We start from the raw sequence: 14,681 nt of genomic DNA, 5'->3' as shown, positions 1-14,681 counted from the left end.
CCCTGTGATCCGGATCACGGGATGCTGTTCACTCGTCAAGTTACGTTCGAGTAGTCCGACTGTGAAGTTACGCGTCGGTAAAAACTCGCGGTGCCAACCGGCCGGGACCGCGCGGCGGGCCGGCGTCACGCCGCCAAGGTGCCCGGGAACACCGCGCGGGGGCCGAACTTGGCCCGGGCTCGGTCTGCTGTCTGCTCGAGGCGGCGGGCCTTGTCGTCCACCGGGTCGAAGGTGAGCTGGTGGGCGGCCTGGTCGGCGGGGGTCAGGTCCTCGGCGCGCAGGGCGAGCGCGCGGACCCGGGCGCGTTGCAGGCCCAGCGCCTCGTACATGCCGTAGGCCGTCCTCGTCAGGGCCGCCGAGTGCGCGGTCGGCTCCTTCAGCGCACGACTGCGGGTGGTGGCGGACCGGTCGGCGTAGCGCACGGTGAGGGTCAGGGTGCGGCAGACCTTCTCCACCGCGCGCAGCCGGGCGCCGATCTCCTCGGCGGCCGACAGCAGCGCCTTGCGATGCCGACCGGGGTCCAACTCGTCGAGGGAAAAGGTTCGTTCGGTCACCAGTGAGCGCGAGACGGCGTTCGGGACGACCCGGCCGCGGTCGACGCCGCTCGCCTTCTCCCGCAGTTCCCGGCCCGCCCGCGCGCCGATCAGCCGCTGGAGCGTGGACAGCGGCGCGGCGGCGACCCGGCCGAGAGTGTCCAGGCCGTACTCGTCCAGGGTGCGGGCGGTCGCCGCGCCGACGCCGGGCAGCGCGGTGACGGGCTTGCCGGCGAGGAACTCGGCGACGGCGTCCGCCGGCACCGCGCGGGTCACCCCGGGCCGGGCCTCGCGCAGCGCCACCCGGGCCAGCATCGGGCCCGGCCCGGCGCCGATCGCGCAGTCGACGCCGTACCGGGCGAGGGCCCGCACCCGGATCACCGAGGCCAGCTCCACCGCGTCGCGCCCGAAGTACCGTTCGGCGCCGCGCAGATCGGCCAGCGCGCCGTCCGGCGGCAGCGCCTCCACCACCGGGGTGAACTCCTCCAGCAGCCCGAGCAGCCCCGGCAGGGCCGCCTCGTACATCGGCGGCAGCTGGAAACGTACGCAGAGGATGGTCATCCCGCACTCCCCGGACTCTGGTGCCACAACTTCCGTACCGCCGCGGGGGCTCGCGCGGCGTCCTCACCCGCGGGCCGCAGATCGGCCCAGGGGTGCAGCTCGTATCCCGTGGGCATGCGGATCGTCCGGGCCGCCATCGGGTCGCGGGCCGCGGAGCCGGCCGGCGCGGGCAGCCCCTCGGACCCGGCGACCCGGGCCCGGAACGGGCCGTCGTCGCCCTTCGCCGGTGTCCCGTCCGCGCCGGTGGGCGCGGCCAGCCGGGCGGCGACCCCGTCGAGCCCCTCCGCGCGCCGCACCTCCACCAGGTCGGCGAGGTTCCAGGCGGCGGAGCCGACCACGCTGAGGCTGCGCGGGCCGCGCCGCTGCACCACCCCGCGCACCAGCAGCAGCCAGGAGTGGAAGACGGTGTGGGCGCAGGCGTCGTGGGAGTCGTCGAAGAAGGCCAGGTCCACCAGCCCCGTGCCGTCGTCCAGGGTGGAGAAGATGACCCGCTTGCCGGAGCGGATCGGCGGGGTCTGGGTGGCCGCCTTGGCGCCCGCGACCAGCACGGTCTCCCCGTGCCGGGCCGTGCGCAGCCGGCGCGCGGAGACCACGCCCAGCTCGGCGAGGAACTCCCGGTGGTCGTCCATGAGGTTGCGCGAGGCGTCCATGGACAGCACGCCCAGTTCGGCGCTGAGCCGCTCCGCCGGGGTCAGGTCCGGCAGCCCGGCCGGCGCGGTCTTCCGGCCGCCGGCCAGCGGGAGCTGGCCACCGCCGCCGCCCCGGGCCCCCCGGTGCAGCTCGGACAGGTGCAGTTGCAGGTCGCGCCGGTTGGCGCCGAAGGCGTCCAGCGCGCCCACCTGGGCGAGCCGCTGGGCCAGCGGGCGGCTCGGCCGGGCCCGCTCCCAGAAGTCCACCAGCGAGGAGTACGGCTGCCCGTCCGCGATCCGCCGCGCCTCGGCCTCGCTGATGCCGTGGACGTCGCAGAGCGCCAGCCGCAGCCCCCACACCTTCGACTCGGACACCAGTTCGATCCGATGGGCGACCCCGGAGACGTTCACGTCCAGCGGCAGGACCGGCACCCCGCGCCGCCGGGCGTCGGCCAGCAGCAGCCGCTTGGGGTACATCCCCGGGTCGTGGGTGAGCAGCCCGGCGTAGAAGGCGGCCGGGTGATGGGTCTTCAGCCACGCCGACTGGTAGGTGGGCACGGCGAAGGCGACGGCGTGCGCCTTGCAGAAGCCGTACGACCCGAAGGCCTCCACGATCTCCCAGGTGCGCCCGATGGTCTCCGCGTCGTACCCCCGGGCCGCCGCCCGCTGGGCGAACCACACCCGGATCCGGCCCTGGGAGTCGGGATCGGACAGCCCGCGCCGCACCCGGTCGGCCTCGCCCCGCCCGCAGCCGGTCATGATGGCGACGATGTCGATGACCTGCTCGTGGAAGACGACGACCCCGTACGTCCCCTTCAGCGGCTCCGCCAGGTCCGGGTGCGGACAGCGCACCGGCGCCCGTCCGTGCCGGGCCTCGATGAACGGCCGGACCATGTCGGCGGCGACGGGGCCGGGCCGGAACAGCGAGATGTCCACGACCAGGTCGTGGAAGGTGCTCGGCTGGAGCCGCCCCACCAGGTCCCGCTGGCCGGGCGACTCGATCTGGAAGCAGCCCAGCGTCTCGGCGGACCGGATCAGCCGGTAGGTCTCCGGGTCGTCCGGCGCCACCGCGTCCAGGTCGATCCGCTCCCCGGTCGCCCGCTCCACCTCGGTGACCGCGTGCGCCATCGCCGACTGCATCCGCACCCCGAGGACGTCCAGCTTGAGCAGCCCGAGGTCCTCCACGTCCGCCTTGTCGAACTGGGCCATGGGCAGCCCCTCGCCGCTGGTCGGCACCACCGGCGTACGGGCGAGCAGGGAGGCGTCGGACAGCAGCACCCCGCACGGGTGCATGGCGACCCCGCGCGGCAGCGCGTCGAGCGCCTCGACCAGCTCCCACAGCCTGCCGTACTTCTCCTTCTCCCCGGCGAGCCGCCGCAGTTCGGGCAGTTCCGCCAGGGCCGCGCGGGCGTCGCGGGCCCGGATGTGCGGGAAGGACTTGGCGATCCGGTCGGTCTCGGCCGGGTCCATGGACAGCGCGGCGCCCACGTCCCGGATGGCGTGCCGGACCCGGTAGGTCTCCGGCATGGCGACGGTCGCGACCCGCTCGCCGCCGAACCGGCCGATGATCGCCCGGTAGACCTCCAGCCGCCGCGCGGACTCCACGTCGATGTCGATGTCCGGCAACACCACCCGCTCCTTGGACAGGAAGCGTTCCATCAGCAGCCCGTGCTCGACCGGGTCGGCGTGCGCGATCCCGAGCAGGTGGTTGACGAGCGACCCGGCCCCGGAACCGCGGGCGGCCACCCGGATGCCCATGGCCCGTACGTCGTCGACCACCTGGGCGACCGTCAGGAAGTAGGAGGCGAAGCCGTGGTGGGCGATGATGTCCAGCTCGTGGTGCACGCGTTCCCAGTACGCGCGCCGCCCGCCGTAGCCGAGCCGGAGCATGCCCGCCGCCGCCCGGGAGGCGAGCGCCCGCTGGGCGGTGCGCCGGCCGGCGCCGACGAGGTGCGGCTCGGGGAAGTGCACGCTGCCCAGGCCCAGGTCGTCCTCGGGGTCGACCCGGCACTCGGCGGCGGTGGCCAGGGTCTGCTCCAGCAGCCGGTGGGCGGCCTGCCGCCGGTACCCGGCCGCCTCCACGATCCGCTCGGCGGCGTCCAGCATGGCCGGGGCGTCCTTCAGTCACGCCTCGCCGGAGTCCAGCTCCCGGCGGGGGTCGATGGGCACCAGGCGCCGGGCGGCGTCCAGCACGTCGGCCACCGGGCCCTGACCGGGGTCGGCGTAGCGGACGGCGTTGCTGAGCACCGGCCGCACCCCCTGCTCGGCGGCGAACCCGACGGTACGGGCCGCCAGCCGCAGCGAGCCGGGGCCGGTGCCGGTACGGCCGTGCCAGACCGTCTCCAGCCGCAGCGCGTCGCCGTACACCTCGCGCCACGGGGCCAGCAGGACAGCCGCCCGGTCGGGCCGGCCGGCGGCGAGCGCCCGCCCCACGTCCGAGTCGGGTCCGAGCAGCACCACCAGTCCCTCGCCCTGGTTGCCGGCCCACGGCAGCAGCGGGGGCCCGCCGCCCGCGTGCGCCGCGGTGACGAGCCGGCACAGATCGGCCCAGCCGCGGGCGCCGCCTGCGGCGAGGAAGGTCACCCGGGGGTCCGACTCGTCCACGAAGGCACCGCCGCGCACCGGGCTGCGGCGCTTGTCACGGCGTACGGGCTCCTTCGGCGCCACCGCCAGGTCCACCCCGAACAGCGGGCGGACGCCCGCCCCGGCGCAGGCCTTGGCGAAGCGCACGGCACCGGCGAGGGTGTCGCGGTCGGTCAGGGCGAGGGCGTCCATGCCCCGCTCCGCGGCGCGCTCGGCCAGCCGCTCCGGGTGGGACGCCCCGTACCTCAGGGAGAACCCGGAGACGGTGTGCAGATGCGCGAAGCCCGGCACACCCACCTCCCGCACACGTGAGCCCCGAAAACGACTCTCGAACATCAGTTCCCTACTGCTCTCCCCACCATACCTCCATTCTCGAACGTGTGTACGACACCCGTTCAACCGCCTCCGACCTGCGCAAACGCACCGCGACCCCACGACGAGGCCCCCGCACACCGGGGTGTGCAGGGGCCGGGCCGGTACGGGCAGGGCGTCAGAAGACGTGCACCCCGTAGGCGCTCAGCGCCTCGGTGACCGGCTGGAAGAACGTCGTCCCGCCGGAGCTGCAGTTGCCGCTGCCGCCGGAGGTCAGGCCGTAGGCGGTGGAGCCGCCGTACAGCGGGCCGCCGGAGTCGCCGGGCTCGGCGCACACGGTGGTCTGGATCAGGCCGGAGACGATGTCGCCGCCGCCGTAGTTGACCGTGGCGTTGAGCGCGGTGACCCGGCCGCTGTGCGTCCCGGTCGTCGAGCCGCGCCGGTAGACGGTCGTGCCCACCGACGGGGTGGCCGCGCTGGCGATGTCCTGGCTGCCCACGGCGCCCGACTTGGCCACCGAGCTGTTGGTGTAGCGCACGAGGCCGTAGTCGTTGCCCGGGAAGCTGGACCCGGCCGTGGTGCCGAGCGTGGTGGTGTGCCCGGAGTTCGACCACCAGGTGGTCGCGCCGTCGGTGCAGTGCCCGGCGGTGAGGAAGAAGTAGTTGCCGCTGGAGTCCTGGACGTTGAAGCCCAGCGAGCAGCGCCAGCTGCTCGCGTAGATGGCGTCGCCGCCGGAGATCAGCTTGTTGAACTTGCCCGGCGTGTGCTTGATCACCAGGGCGTCCGCGCCGGCCCCGGCCTGCTTCTTGATCTTGGCGATCTCGGCCTCGGACACCGTGCTGTCGACGGTGACGACGACGCGGTTGGTCTTGGCGTCCACCGCCCAGGCCGTGCCGGGTACATCGGCCTTGAGGACGGAGTCGCTCGCCTGGGTGAGCTGGGCGGCGCTGAAGGTGTGGACGTCACTGGCGTTCGCGGTGGGGGCGGCGAACGCCGCCGCGGCGAGGAGGCCGGCGGCCACGGCCGCCATCTGGGTCCGTCTTGCGGTGCCGGCGCGGGGAGTGGTGCGCTTGATCCTCACTTTTCGTTCCCTCCAAGGGAAGTCGGGGGCCCGCGTGGGGTCGGGGCCCGTGAGGCGCAGCCAGGGGCCCGACCGGGTTGCGATGTACATGCCCCTGACAAGCGCTGGGGTGGAGTATTCGGCCGAACGGCCGGTCGGCACAAGGGTGCCTTTCGGCCGTCGGCCCGGAACCACCCGAACGCCCCCGGGACGCCACCGGACCGGCCCCATGCCCTCCGCGTGGGACCGGCCGGCGCGCCGCGGCTCAGCCCAGCCGGCGCTCGCCCGCCTCCACCGCCACGTCCAGCGTGTTGCCGGGGGCCGGCAGGGGGCAGATGAAGTGGCCGGCGAAGGCGCACGGCGGGAGCTGCGCGCGGTTGAAGTCGACGGTCACGCGTCCCTCGGCGTCCGGCGCCGCCGGGAAGAGGAAGCGGAACCGGAAGCTGGTGTCGCCGCTGGTGGCGTCGGCGAACACCGCCCACAGTCCGCCGTCCGCCCGCCGTGCGACCTTCAGCGTCCGCTCCCGGCCGGCCAGCGGGAAGACCAGCTCACCGGCGAGGTCGAAGCCGCGCTCGCGGCCGTCGGCGTTGCCGAGCCGGATGGTGCGGGTGGAGTCGTACGGCGTGAACCGGCCCGGCACCGACCAGCGGGGGTCGTAGGGGCCGGCCTCGATGCCCCGGAAGGCCCGCCGGGCGGCGGAGTCGGGGTCATACACCCGTACTCCCCATACGCCCTCGCGCACCAGGACGACCAGCCGCTTCTCCCCCAGCGCCACCCGCGCCCCGGCCTCCGGGCCGCTGTCGGCGGCCAGCCGGGTCTCGCCCGCGAAGGGCCGGCCGGCCACGGTCAGGCCGTCGGCCTCGGCGGCGGTGAGCACCACCCCGTCCGGTTCCGCCACCCACTTCCCGGGAATGTCCGGAAGTCGACCGTCCGGATAGTCCTCGATCCAGTGCGTCGCGGTCAGTGCGAGCGGGCCGTAGGGCGCCGAGACGCTCTCCACCCGCTCCTCGTGCCACCGCTTCCAGGCGTCGGACGCGTCCGTCGTCATCTCATCGGTTCCTTTCCTCGTGTCATCCGTCGTCATCCGTCGTCCCTCCCGGCACCCCGAGATGGGAGCGGAGCGTGCCGCCCCGGTATTCCGTGCGGAAGGCGGAGCGCTCCTGGAGCAGCGGCACCACCCGGTCCACGAACTCCTCCAGCCCGTCCGGGAGCTGCGGGGCCAGCAGGAAGCCGTCGGCGGCCCCCTCCTCGGCGTACCGGTGCAGGTCGGCGGCGACCGTGCCGGGCGTGCCGACGAAGGACTGCCGGCCGCTCGCCTCGATCACGGTCTCCCGCAGGGAGAGCCCCTTCTCCTCGGCCAGCGCCCGCCAGCGCGCGGCGAGCGCGAGCGTACGGCGGTCCCGGGCGCGGGGCTCGGTCCGGGGCAGCGGGCCGTCGGGGTCGTATCCGGACAGGTCCGTCCCCCAGACCCGCTCCACCGCGCACAGCGCGTGGCGCGGGGTGATCAGCCGCCGTCTGATCCCGGCGGCCCGCTCCTGCGCCTCGGCCGCGGTGTCCCCGAGGACGACGGTGATCCGGGACATCACCTTCAGGTCCCCGGGGGCGCGGCCGTACGCCGCGAGCCGCCGTTTGACGTCGGCGTAGCGGGCGCGGGCCGGCTCCGGCGGGGCGTGCCGGACGAGGAGCACGTCGGCCCAGGCTGCGGCCGGTTCCCGGGCCCGCTCGCAGTCCCCGGAGCGGATCACCACGGGGTGGCCCTGGGGCGAGCGGGGCAGCCCGAACTCGCCCGCGATGTCGAAGTGCCGGCCCCGGTGGGCGACCGGCCGGGGCACCCCCTCGGGGGTCCAGGAGTCCCATAACTTCCGTGCGGCCAGCACGAGTTCGGCGGCCCGGCCGTACGGGTCGGGGTGGCCGGCGAAGCGGTGGTCGGCGCCGGTGCGGGGGTCCGCCGAGACCGCCACCCGCCAGCCCGCCCGGCCCGCGCTCAGGTGGTCCAGGGTGGCCAGCCCGCGGGCGAGTTCGTACGGCTGGGCGCGGGCGGCGTTCACGGTGGCGGCGAGGCCGAGCCGGGTGGTGACCCCGGCGAGCGCGTTCAGTACGGCGACCGGCTCGGGCCCGCCGGCCGGGGCCGGCTCGTGCGGCCGCCCCCGGTGCTCGGGCAGCGGCGGCTCCTCGTCCAGCAGGAGGAAGTCGAACAGGCCGCGCTCGGCGGTGCCGGCGAGCCGTTCGTAGGCGGCGAACGCGATCCGGGAACCGGCGCGCGTACCGGCCCACACGGCGTCGGGTCCGAGGCCGGCCGGGTCGTCGCCGCCCGCGTCGGGCCGGCCCGCGCCCGGCGGCGCGGCCGCCAGGTGCAGCTGTCGTACGGTCATGACGCCCTCCGAGACACCGCCGGCGCCCCGGCCGCGGCGTACCGGCCAGCGGGCCGGGCCAGGCCCAGGTGCTCGCGCAGGGTGCTGCCCGGGTAGAAGGTGCGGAACAGGCCGCGGTGCTGGAGCAGCGCCACCGTGCCGTTGACCAGCCGCTCCAGGTCCCGGCGCGGTTCGACGGGGACGAAGTGGAAGCCGTCGGTGACGCCCTGGGCGTGCCAGGAGGCCACCAGCTCCGCGAGGTCGACGGGTCCGCCCCGGTACAGCGGCCCGTGCACGGAGGGACGCGGTCCGCCGCCTCCATGGCCGGGCTCCGCGGCATGCTCGCCGTCGCCGAGGTCCACCAGCAGGCTCACCAGCACCCGCAGCGTCTCCGGGTCCCGGCCGAAGGCCCGCGCCTGCTCCCGCAGCCGGTCCCGTACGCCCGCGGCCTGGGCGGGGGAGGCCGCCCGGACCAGGGCGACGTCGGCGTGGCGGGCGGCGACCGCGCAGGCGTGGGCGTCGGTGGCGTCGACCACGCGGACCGGGTGGCCCTGCGGCGGCCGGGGCACGGTCGAGGGCCCCCGGACCGAGAAGCCGGTGCCGGTGAAGTCGACGCGGTGTACCCGGCCCCCGTCCAGGAAGCGGCCGTCGGCCGCGTCCCGGATCTCGGCGCCGTCCTCCCAGCTGTCCCACAGCCGCGCGGCCACGTCGGCGACCTCGCCCGCCTCCCGCCACAGGGCGTCGGCGGGTGCCGTGTGCCGGCGGCCGAACAGCCGGGCCTCCTCCTCCGTGACGGACACGTCGATCCGCCAGCCGGCCCGGCCCCGGCCGATCCAGTCCAGGGTGGCCACGGCGGCCTGCACCCGGAAGGGCTCGGTGTGGGTGGTGGTGACCGTCGGCACCAGTCCGATCCGCCGGGTCGCGGGCGCCACCCGGCACAGCACGCCGAGCGCGTCGGGACCGGGCCGGGCGAAGGAGTCGTCCAGCGTCACGAAGTCCAGCCCGCCGCGCTCGGCGAGCCTCGCCAGTCCGGCGAACGCCCCGCCGTCGACGACCCCCGGCAGATCGAGCGCGGCGGCGAGGTGCACCAGCCCCCTCATGCCGGCCCCTTCCCTCTCACGCGCCGTTCCACCCTCACAGCACCTTCGCCAGGAACGTCCGGGTCCGCTCCTCGCGCGGCGCGCCCAGCACCTGCTGCGGGGTGCCCTGTTCCACGATCCGGCCGTCGGCCATGAACACCACCGTGTCGGCGACCTCGCGGGCGAACGCGATCTCGTGGGTGACGACGATCATCGTGGTGCCCTGCGCCGCCAGGTCCCGGATGACGTCCAGCACCTCCCCCACCAGCTCGGGATCGAGCGCGGACGTCGGCTCGTCGAACAGCAGCAGTCTCGGCTCCAGCGCGAGCGCCCGCGCGATGGCCACTCGCTGCTGCTGCCCGCCGGACAACTGGCGCGGGTAGGCACCGGCCTTGTCCCCGAGCCCGACCCGCTCCAGCAGCCGGTGCGCGGTCTCCTCCGCCGCCTTCCGGGGCCGCTTCAGCGCGGACACCGGCGCCTCGGTGACGTTCTCCAGGACGGTGAGGTGGGGGAAGAGGTTGAAGTTCTGGAAGACGAACCCGATCCGGGTGCGCTGCCGCAGCACCTCGCGCTCGGGCAGTTCGTGCAGCTTGTTCCCGGAGCGCCGGTAGCCCATCAGCGCGCCGTCCACGCTGATCTCGCCCCGGTCCACCTTCTCCAGGTGGTTGATGGTGCGCAGCAGGGTGGACTTGCCGGAGCCGGAGGGGCCGAGCACGACGGTGACCTCACCGGTGCGCACCTTCAGGTCGATGCCCTTGAGCACGTCGAGCGAGCCGAAGCTCTTGTACACCGACCTGATGTCGACCATGACGCTCATCGCGTGAGTTCCTTTGCTTGTGGGGCCGCGTGGGGGGCTGCCTGTGAACGGAGGAAGAAGAGCACCGCCCGGGCGGTCGCGTCGTTCTGCCGGAACGCGGGGCCGCCGGTGCGCGGCCGGGTGAACGCGCCGGGGGTGCGGACATCGGTGTACGGGCCGAGCGCGAACCGCCGGGGGTGCGGACGCCCGGCGGTGTCCAGGATCCGGCCGTCACGGGGATCGGTCCGGAGCAGTCCGTCGGGGGTCTCGGCGGCGCCGTCGGCGCGCAGTGCGCGCAGCAGGCCGTCCCGGGTCCGGCCGACGGCGGGCTCGGGCAGCCGGGCCTCCACCAGGGCCCGGGCGGTGACGGAGAAGCCCGGCACGGTGGGGCTGGCGGCCCGGAACACCCCGTCCTCGGCGGTGACGGTCATGCCGGCCCCGACGAACCGGAGCAGCCCGGCCCGGGACAGCGCGAGCATCTGCCGCAGCCGGGGTCCGGGCGGCCCGGACGCCAGGTAGCTGAAGAACCCGTGCCACCAGGGCTCGACGCCGCCGAGACGCACCAGTTGCCCGTAGACGGAGAGCAGCCCGAGGAAGACGGCCAGGTCGGGGCTGTGGGCGGGGTCGTGACGGCGGCGCAGGTCCGCCTCGATGTAGGCGCGCAGCCCGTCCTGGAAGGCGTCGTGCGAGGCGTACCGCACACCGTCCAGCGGGCGGTCGAGCGCGGCCAGGTCGAGCCGGTCGGCGGGGTCGGGCACGGCGGCGGCGGCCAGCGCCCGCAGCTCGGCGGGGCCGTCGGCCGCCGCGTACTTCTCCTCGAAGTCCCGCCAGGCCATCGCCGTGCGCCCGGGGTGGGCGGTGAACAGCCGGTGGTAGTGGGCGAAGCCCAGCTCCTTCTCGACCAGCGGCCACACATCGCGCCGGAAGTCGGGGCCGCCGGGGCGGGCCAGCAGGGCGTCCACCTCGGCGGGGCCGAGGAAGCGGGGCAGCGGCGGCCGGTCGCCGGCGAGGTCGTAGCCGATCTTGGAGTGGTACGGAACGCCGCGCCGGGAGCCGACGTGGAGCACCGGTTCCCGCCCCGAGGGCAGATACGTTTCGCCCTCGTACCGTCCGCCGCGGCCCTCGGTGAGCAGCACCATCAGGTCGACGAAGGCCAGCCCGAAGCCGCGGACGAGGACGGGTTCGCCGGGCCGCAGCGCGGACAGGTCGCTGTCGGCGGTGAAGTCGGGCGGCAGGTGCACCAGGCCGTGCTCGCGGGCGTAGGCGGCCAGCGCGGCCTGCTCGCCGTCGGGTTCGGCGTCCAGGTGGCCGAGGGCGAGGATCACCAGGTCGGCCGGGAGCGGGTCCGGGCTGCCGTCGAGCCACACCTGCTGGCGGCCCTCGCGGGGCCCGCTGATCCTGAGGGCGCGCCGGGGGTGGTGGTGGACGGTGACGTTCGGCGGCAGGGCGGCCCGGGCCCGTTCGTAGACCCAGCGCAGATAGCGGCCCTGGAGCCGCCGGTCGGGGAAGAAGCGGCCGTCGAGCCCGGCCCACTCGTGCAGGGTGGGACCCGGGCGCACCGGTCCCTCCATGACCACCGTGTCGTCGGTGAACATGGTGACGTCCTCGGCGTGCGAGTTCATCCACAGCAGCGGGGACTGTTCCTGACGCCATATGCGTCCGCCGCCCGGCGGGTGGGGGTCGACCAGGTGGATGTCCAGGCCCTCGCCGGCGTACAGGGCGGGCGCGTTGGCGGCGAGGCGTTCGAGGACGCCGGTCCCCCGCGGCCCGGCCCCGACGATCACCAGTTGCTGCCTCATCGGGTCTTCTCCGTGCCGCGCGCGTAGCGCTTCTCGACGTAGTACTGGCCGATGCCGAGCAGCGAGGTGACCACGGCGTACCAGAGGGTGGCGACCATCAGCAGCGGGATCACCTGGTAGGTGCGGTGGTAGACCAACTGGGCGGAGAACAGCAGGTCGTTGACGGCGATGATGCTGACGATCGAGGTGCCCTTGAGGGTGCCGATCAGCATGTTGGCGGCGGGCGGCACGATGGAGCGCATCGCCTGCGGCAGCACGATCCGCCACCAGCGCCGCCCGGGGCTCAGGCCGAGCGCCTGGGCGGCCTCGATCTGCCCGCGGTCGACGGAGAGGATGCCGCCGCGCACGACCTCGGCGGCGTAGGCGGCCTCGTGCAGGGTGAGGCCGACGATCGCGACGGCGACCGGGCTGAGCAGGTCGACGGTCTTCACGCCGAAGACCTGCGGGTACAGCGCCCCGATGTTGAACCACAGCAGCAGCTGCACCAGGATCGGGATGGACCGGAACAGCCATACATAGCCCCAGGCGACCGCCCGCAGTACGGGGTTGGCGGACAGCCGGAACGCGGCGAGCAGGGTGCCGAGGGCGAAGCCGAGGGCCATCACCACGGCGGTCAGCCAGAGGGTGAGCCACAGTCCGCGCAGGATGGCGTCGGAGGTGAAGTGCTCGGCGACGACGTCCCATTGGAACGCCTTGTTGTTCAGGACGGAGTTGACGGCGAGCCCGAGCAGCACGAGGACGGCGACGGCCGCCGTCCACTGGCCGAGGCGGCGGCGCGGGACGATCCGCGGGGCGTCGGCGGGTTCGGGGGTCTTGGCCGGGGCGGGGGCTTGGGCGAGGGTGTCGGATGACATGCGAAGGCTCCGTGACGCGTGAATCGTCGGAACGAAGGTGGTGCCTTCACACGGGCGCGCCGCGCGGCGCGGATACGGCCGAGCCCCTCAGCAGGACCGTATGCCCGAGAGTACGGGGCCGTTTCGGTCCGCTGTCAAGGCTGTCCATACTGTGAGCCGTACATCTCAAGTCAGTTGACGCGGAACCGGATGCCTGTTCCACTTGGCCCATGCATCCACAGCAGTGGCTGGTCACCCGCTCCCACATCGACTTCGGTCGCGTGTGGTCCTCTTCCTGTTGAGCTGACCCCCTGCGTGTGCCCGCCGCTCCGGCGGGCCTCCTCGCGTTCTCTTGTTCCTCCCCGCCTTCACACGCGCCCCTCCCCTCGCGTTTTTCGCATACCCGTCTGCTCCCAGGAGACCGCTGACCGATGCGTACGCCCATTTTTCGGTATGTCATGCCCTTTACCGCCATCACATCGGCCGTTCTGCTGCTCACCGCCTGCGGGTCCGGCTCCGGTGGTACGGGCGGTACGGACGCCTCGGGAGTGGCGGCCAAGAACGCCGGGATACCCACCACCGACGTCGTCTCCGCCATCCGGAAGGACCCGGCCGCGGCGAAGCTGCTGCCCGCCGGCACCACGGACCTGACCGTCGCGGTCAGCGTCGGCGGTACCCCGCCCGGCACCGCCTACCTGAGCGACGGCAAGACCCTGACCGGCCAGGATGTCGACTTCACGCAGGCGGTGGCCCGGGTGCTCGGCATCCGGCTGAAGGTGGAGCAGGCGAGCTTCGACGCGATCCTGCCCGCCCTGGACAGCGGCAAGTACGACTTCGGGGCCAGCAACTTCGGCGTCACCGACGAGCGCCGCAAGACCGTGGACTTCGTCACCTACGTCAACGACGGCCAGGGCTTCGCCACCCGCGCGGACAGCGACCTGGCGAAGATCACCGACCTGAGGCAGCTGTGCGGCCTGAACGTGGCGACGGGCGCCGGCACCACCTTCGAGGCCACGCTGGAGCGCGAAAAGCACGTGTGCGCCGACGCGGGCAAGAAGGCGTACCGGGTGCAGACCTACGGCGAGACGAGCGCGGTGTGGTCCTCGCTCCAGCAGGGCCGCAGCGACGTGGTGATGTCCACGATCAACGGCCTGCGCTACGCCGTCGCCCACCAGGACGGCCTGAAGTTCCTCAACGAGTACCACCGCCTGGACGTCGGCTTCGCCTTCAAGAAGGGCTCGAAGCTGGCGCCGGCCTTCCAGGCAGCCGTCAACAAGCTGCTCTCCGACGGCTCCTACGAGCGGATTCTCAAGAAGTGGGGGACCACCGGCTCGGCGATCGAGGAGTCCCGCGTCAGCCCGCCGGAACAGCGGAGCTGAACAGGGGAACACACAGCGGAACTGACACTCAGACGGGCCCCGGCGACCGGCCGGGGCCCGTCTGAGTGTCTGTCAGGATCACCCGGACGCACCTCTTCTCACCCGTCCGCCGCGAACAATCATATTTCACTCTCAGTCAGCAGCGGTGTGAGTCAGGACCCTTGGGGCACAAGGACTCTCGACGGATCGACTGTGCACCAGTACCGTCACAAACCCCCCGCGCGGCGTCTATCCACTTGGCGCACCGTCCGCATCATGGATGACCATAGGGATGCGGAAAGCAAGAAAGACCGCTGTGAGAGGAGGCGTCCATGGGATCGGTACGCAAGGCGAGTGCATGGCTCGGCCTCGTCGACGACAACGATGACGAGCGCTACTACGACGACGACTACTCCGAGGGCACCGAGTCCGGGGACGCCTGGGTCACCGACCCGCGCGTGCGGGTGGCCACGGACACCGCCGAGGAGAAGGGCCGCCGGATCGGCACGGTGACCCCGGACAGCTTCCGGGACGCCCGCGCCATCGGCGAGCTGTTCCGGGACGGGGTCCCGGTCATCATGAACCTCACCAACATGGAGCCCGGCGACGCCAAGCGGGTCGTGGACTTCGCGGCCGGGCTGATCTTCGGGCTGCGCGGCTCGATCGACCGCGTGTCCAACCGCGTGTTCCTGCTCACCCCGGCCGACACGGAGATCATCAGCGGCGAGGCGTCCGCGCACCGCTCCGACGGCTTCTTCAACCAGAGCTGAGGCAGGGCCGCTCACCG

General features: G+C 73.8%; 10 protein-coding genes and 1 pseudogene. 2 read left to right on the top strand and 9 right to left on the bottom strand.

Features of this window, described 5'->3' with window-relative positions; all coding sequences use genetic code 11:
- Positions 1–125 precede the first annotated feature (125 nt).
- The 9 genes and pseudogenes from ACSURM_RS28750 to ACSURM_RS28710 form a co-directional block, all read right to left on the bottom strand.
- Positions 126–1,094, bottom strand: coding sequence for a DNA polymerase Y family protein (locus tag ACSURM_RS28750; RefSeq protein WP_436958699.1), 969 nt, complete (start codon positions 1,092–1,094; stop codon positions 126–128).
- Positions 1,091–4,597 (bottom strand): annotated as a pseudogene (locus ACSURM_RS28745) (DNA polymerase III subunit alpha). The gene ACSURM_RS28750 and the pseudogene ACSURM_RS28745 overlap by 4 nt, the downstream one beginning before the upstream one ends.
- 199 nt (positions 4,598–4,796) lie before the next feature.
- Positions 4,797–5,699: a S1 family peptidase gene (locus ACSURM_RS28740; RefSeq protein ID WP_436958698.1), complete on the bottom strand. Its 903-nt coding sequence runs from the start codon at positions 5,697–5,699 to the stop codon at positions 4,797–4,799.
- Positions 5,700–5,943: 244 nt separating this feature from the next.
- A complete protein-coding gene (locus tag ACSURM_RS28735; RefSeq protein ID WP_436958697.1) occupies positions 5,944–6,726 on the bottom strand; it encodes a DUF1684 domain-containing protein in 783 nt (260 codons plus the stop codon).
- 22 nt (positions 6,727–6,748) lie between these two features.
- Positions 6,749–8,050 (bottom strand): NtaA/DmoA family FMN-dependent monooxygenase, encoded by a 1,302-nt coding sequence (locus tag ACSURM_RS28730; RefSeq protein WP_436958696.1) that lies wholly within the window; start codon positions 8,048–8,050, stop codon positions 6,749–6,751.
- Positions 8,047–9,129, bottom strand: coding sequence for an LLM class flavin-dependent oxidoreductase (locus ACSURM_RS28725; RefSeq protein WP_436958695.1), 1,083 nt, complete (start codon positions 9,127–9,129; stop codon positions 8,047–8,049). The genes ACSURM_RS28730 and ACSURM_RS28725 overlap by 4 nt, the downstream gene beginning before the upstream one ends.
- Before the next feature lie 34 nt (positions 9,130–9,163).
- Positions 9,164–9,925 (bottom strand): amino acid ABC transporter ATP-binding protein, encoded by a 762-nt coding sequence (locus ACSURM_RS28720; protein ID WP_436958694.1) that lies wholly within the window; start codon positions 9,923–9,925, stop codon positions 9,164–9,166.
- Positions 9,922–11,703: an FAD/NAD(P)-binding protein gene (locus tag ACSURM_RS28715; protein ID WP_436958693.1), complete on the bottom strand. Its 1,782-nt coding sequence runs from the start codon at positions 11,701–11,703 to the stop codon at positions 9,922–9,924. Before ACSURM_RS28715 ends, ACSURM_RS28720 begins: the two co-directional genes overlap by 4 nt.
- On the bottom strand, positions 11,700–12,557 hold the full coding sequence (locus tag ACSURM_RS28710; RefSeq protein WP_436958692.1) for an amino acid ABC transporter permease: 858 nt from the start codon (positions 12,555–12,557) through the stop codon (positions 11,700–11,702). The genes ACSURM_RS28715 and ACSURM_RS28710 overlap by 4 nt, the downstream gene beginning before the upstream one ends.
- Positions 12,558–12,994: 437 nt before the next feature.
- Between ACSURM_RS28710 and ACSURM_RS28705 the strand changes: the two genes are divergently transcribed.
- Both ACSURM_RS28705 and ACSURM_RS28700 read left to right on the top strand, forming a co-directional pair.
- Positions 12,995–13,915 carry an ABC transporter substrate-binding protein gene (locus ACSURM_RS28705; RefSeq protein ID WP_436958691.1) on the top strand — a complete coding sequence of 307 codons (921 nt, stop codon included), beginning with the start codon at positions 12,995–12,997 and terminating at the stop codon, positions 13,913–13,915.
- Between the two features lie 311 nt (positions 13,916–14,226).
- Positions 14,227–14,664 (top strand): cell division protein SepF, encoded by a 438-nt coding sequence (locus ACSURM_RS28700; RefSeq protein WP_030790534.1) that lies wholly within the window; start codon positions 14,227–14,229, stop codon positions 14,662–14,664.
- Positions 14,665–14,681: the final 17 nt, after the last annotated feature.

The sequence above is a fragment of the Streptomyces sp. SudanB182_2057 genome, assembly GCF_964272715.1.
GTDB classification, from domain to species: domain Bacteria; phylum Actinomycetota; class Actinomycetes; order Streptomycetales; family Streptomycetaceae; genus Streptomyces; species Streptomyces rubradiris.
The sequence above is the reverse complement of the archived record's forward strand: the minus strand, read 5'-3'. Positions and strand labels throughout refer to the sequence as shown.

Excerpts from the sequence above, each read along its gene's own strand:
- ACSURM_RS28750 (WP_436958699.1), bottom strand. The coding sequence starts at position 1,094 with ATGACCATCCTCTGCGTACGTTTCCAGCTGCCGCCGATGTACGAGGCG.
- ACSURM_RS28735 (WP_436958697.1), bottom strand. The coding sequence starts at position 6,726 with ATGACGACGGACGCGTCCGACGCCTGGAAGCGGTGGCACGAGGAGCGG.
- ACSURM_RS28730 (WP_436958696.1), bottom strand. The coding sequence starts at position 8,050 with ATGACCGTACGACAGCTGCACCTGGCGGCCGCGCCGCCGGGCGCGGGC.
- ACSURM_RS28725 (WP_436958695.1), bottom strand. The coding sequence starts at position 9,129 with ATGAGGGGGCTGGTGCACCTCGCCGCCGCGCTCGATCTGCCGGGGGTC.
- ACSURM_RS28720 (WP_436958694.1), bottom strand. The coding sequence starts at position 9,925 with ATGAGCGTCATGGTCGACATCAGGTCGGTGTACAAGAGCTTCGGCTCG.
- ACSURM_RS28715 (WP_436958693.1), bottom strand. The coding sequence starts at position 11,703 with ATGAGGCAGCAACTGGTGATCGTCGGGGCCGGGCCGCGGGGGACCGGC.
- ACSURM_RS28710 (WP_436958692.1), bottom strand. The coding sequence starts at position 12,557 with ATGTCATCCGACACCCTCGCCCAAGCCCCCGCCCCGGCCAAGACCCCC.
- ACSURM_RS28705 (WP_436958691.1), top strand. The coding sequence starts at position 12,995 with ATGCCCTTTACCGCCATCACATCGGCCGTTCTGCTGCTCACCGCCTGC.
- ACSURM_RS28700 (WP_030790534.1), top strand. The coding sequence starts at position 14,227 with ATGGGATCGGTACGCAAGGCGAGTGCATGGCTCGGCCTCGTCGACGAC.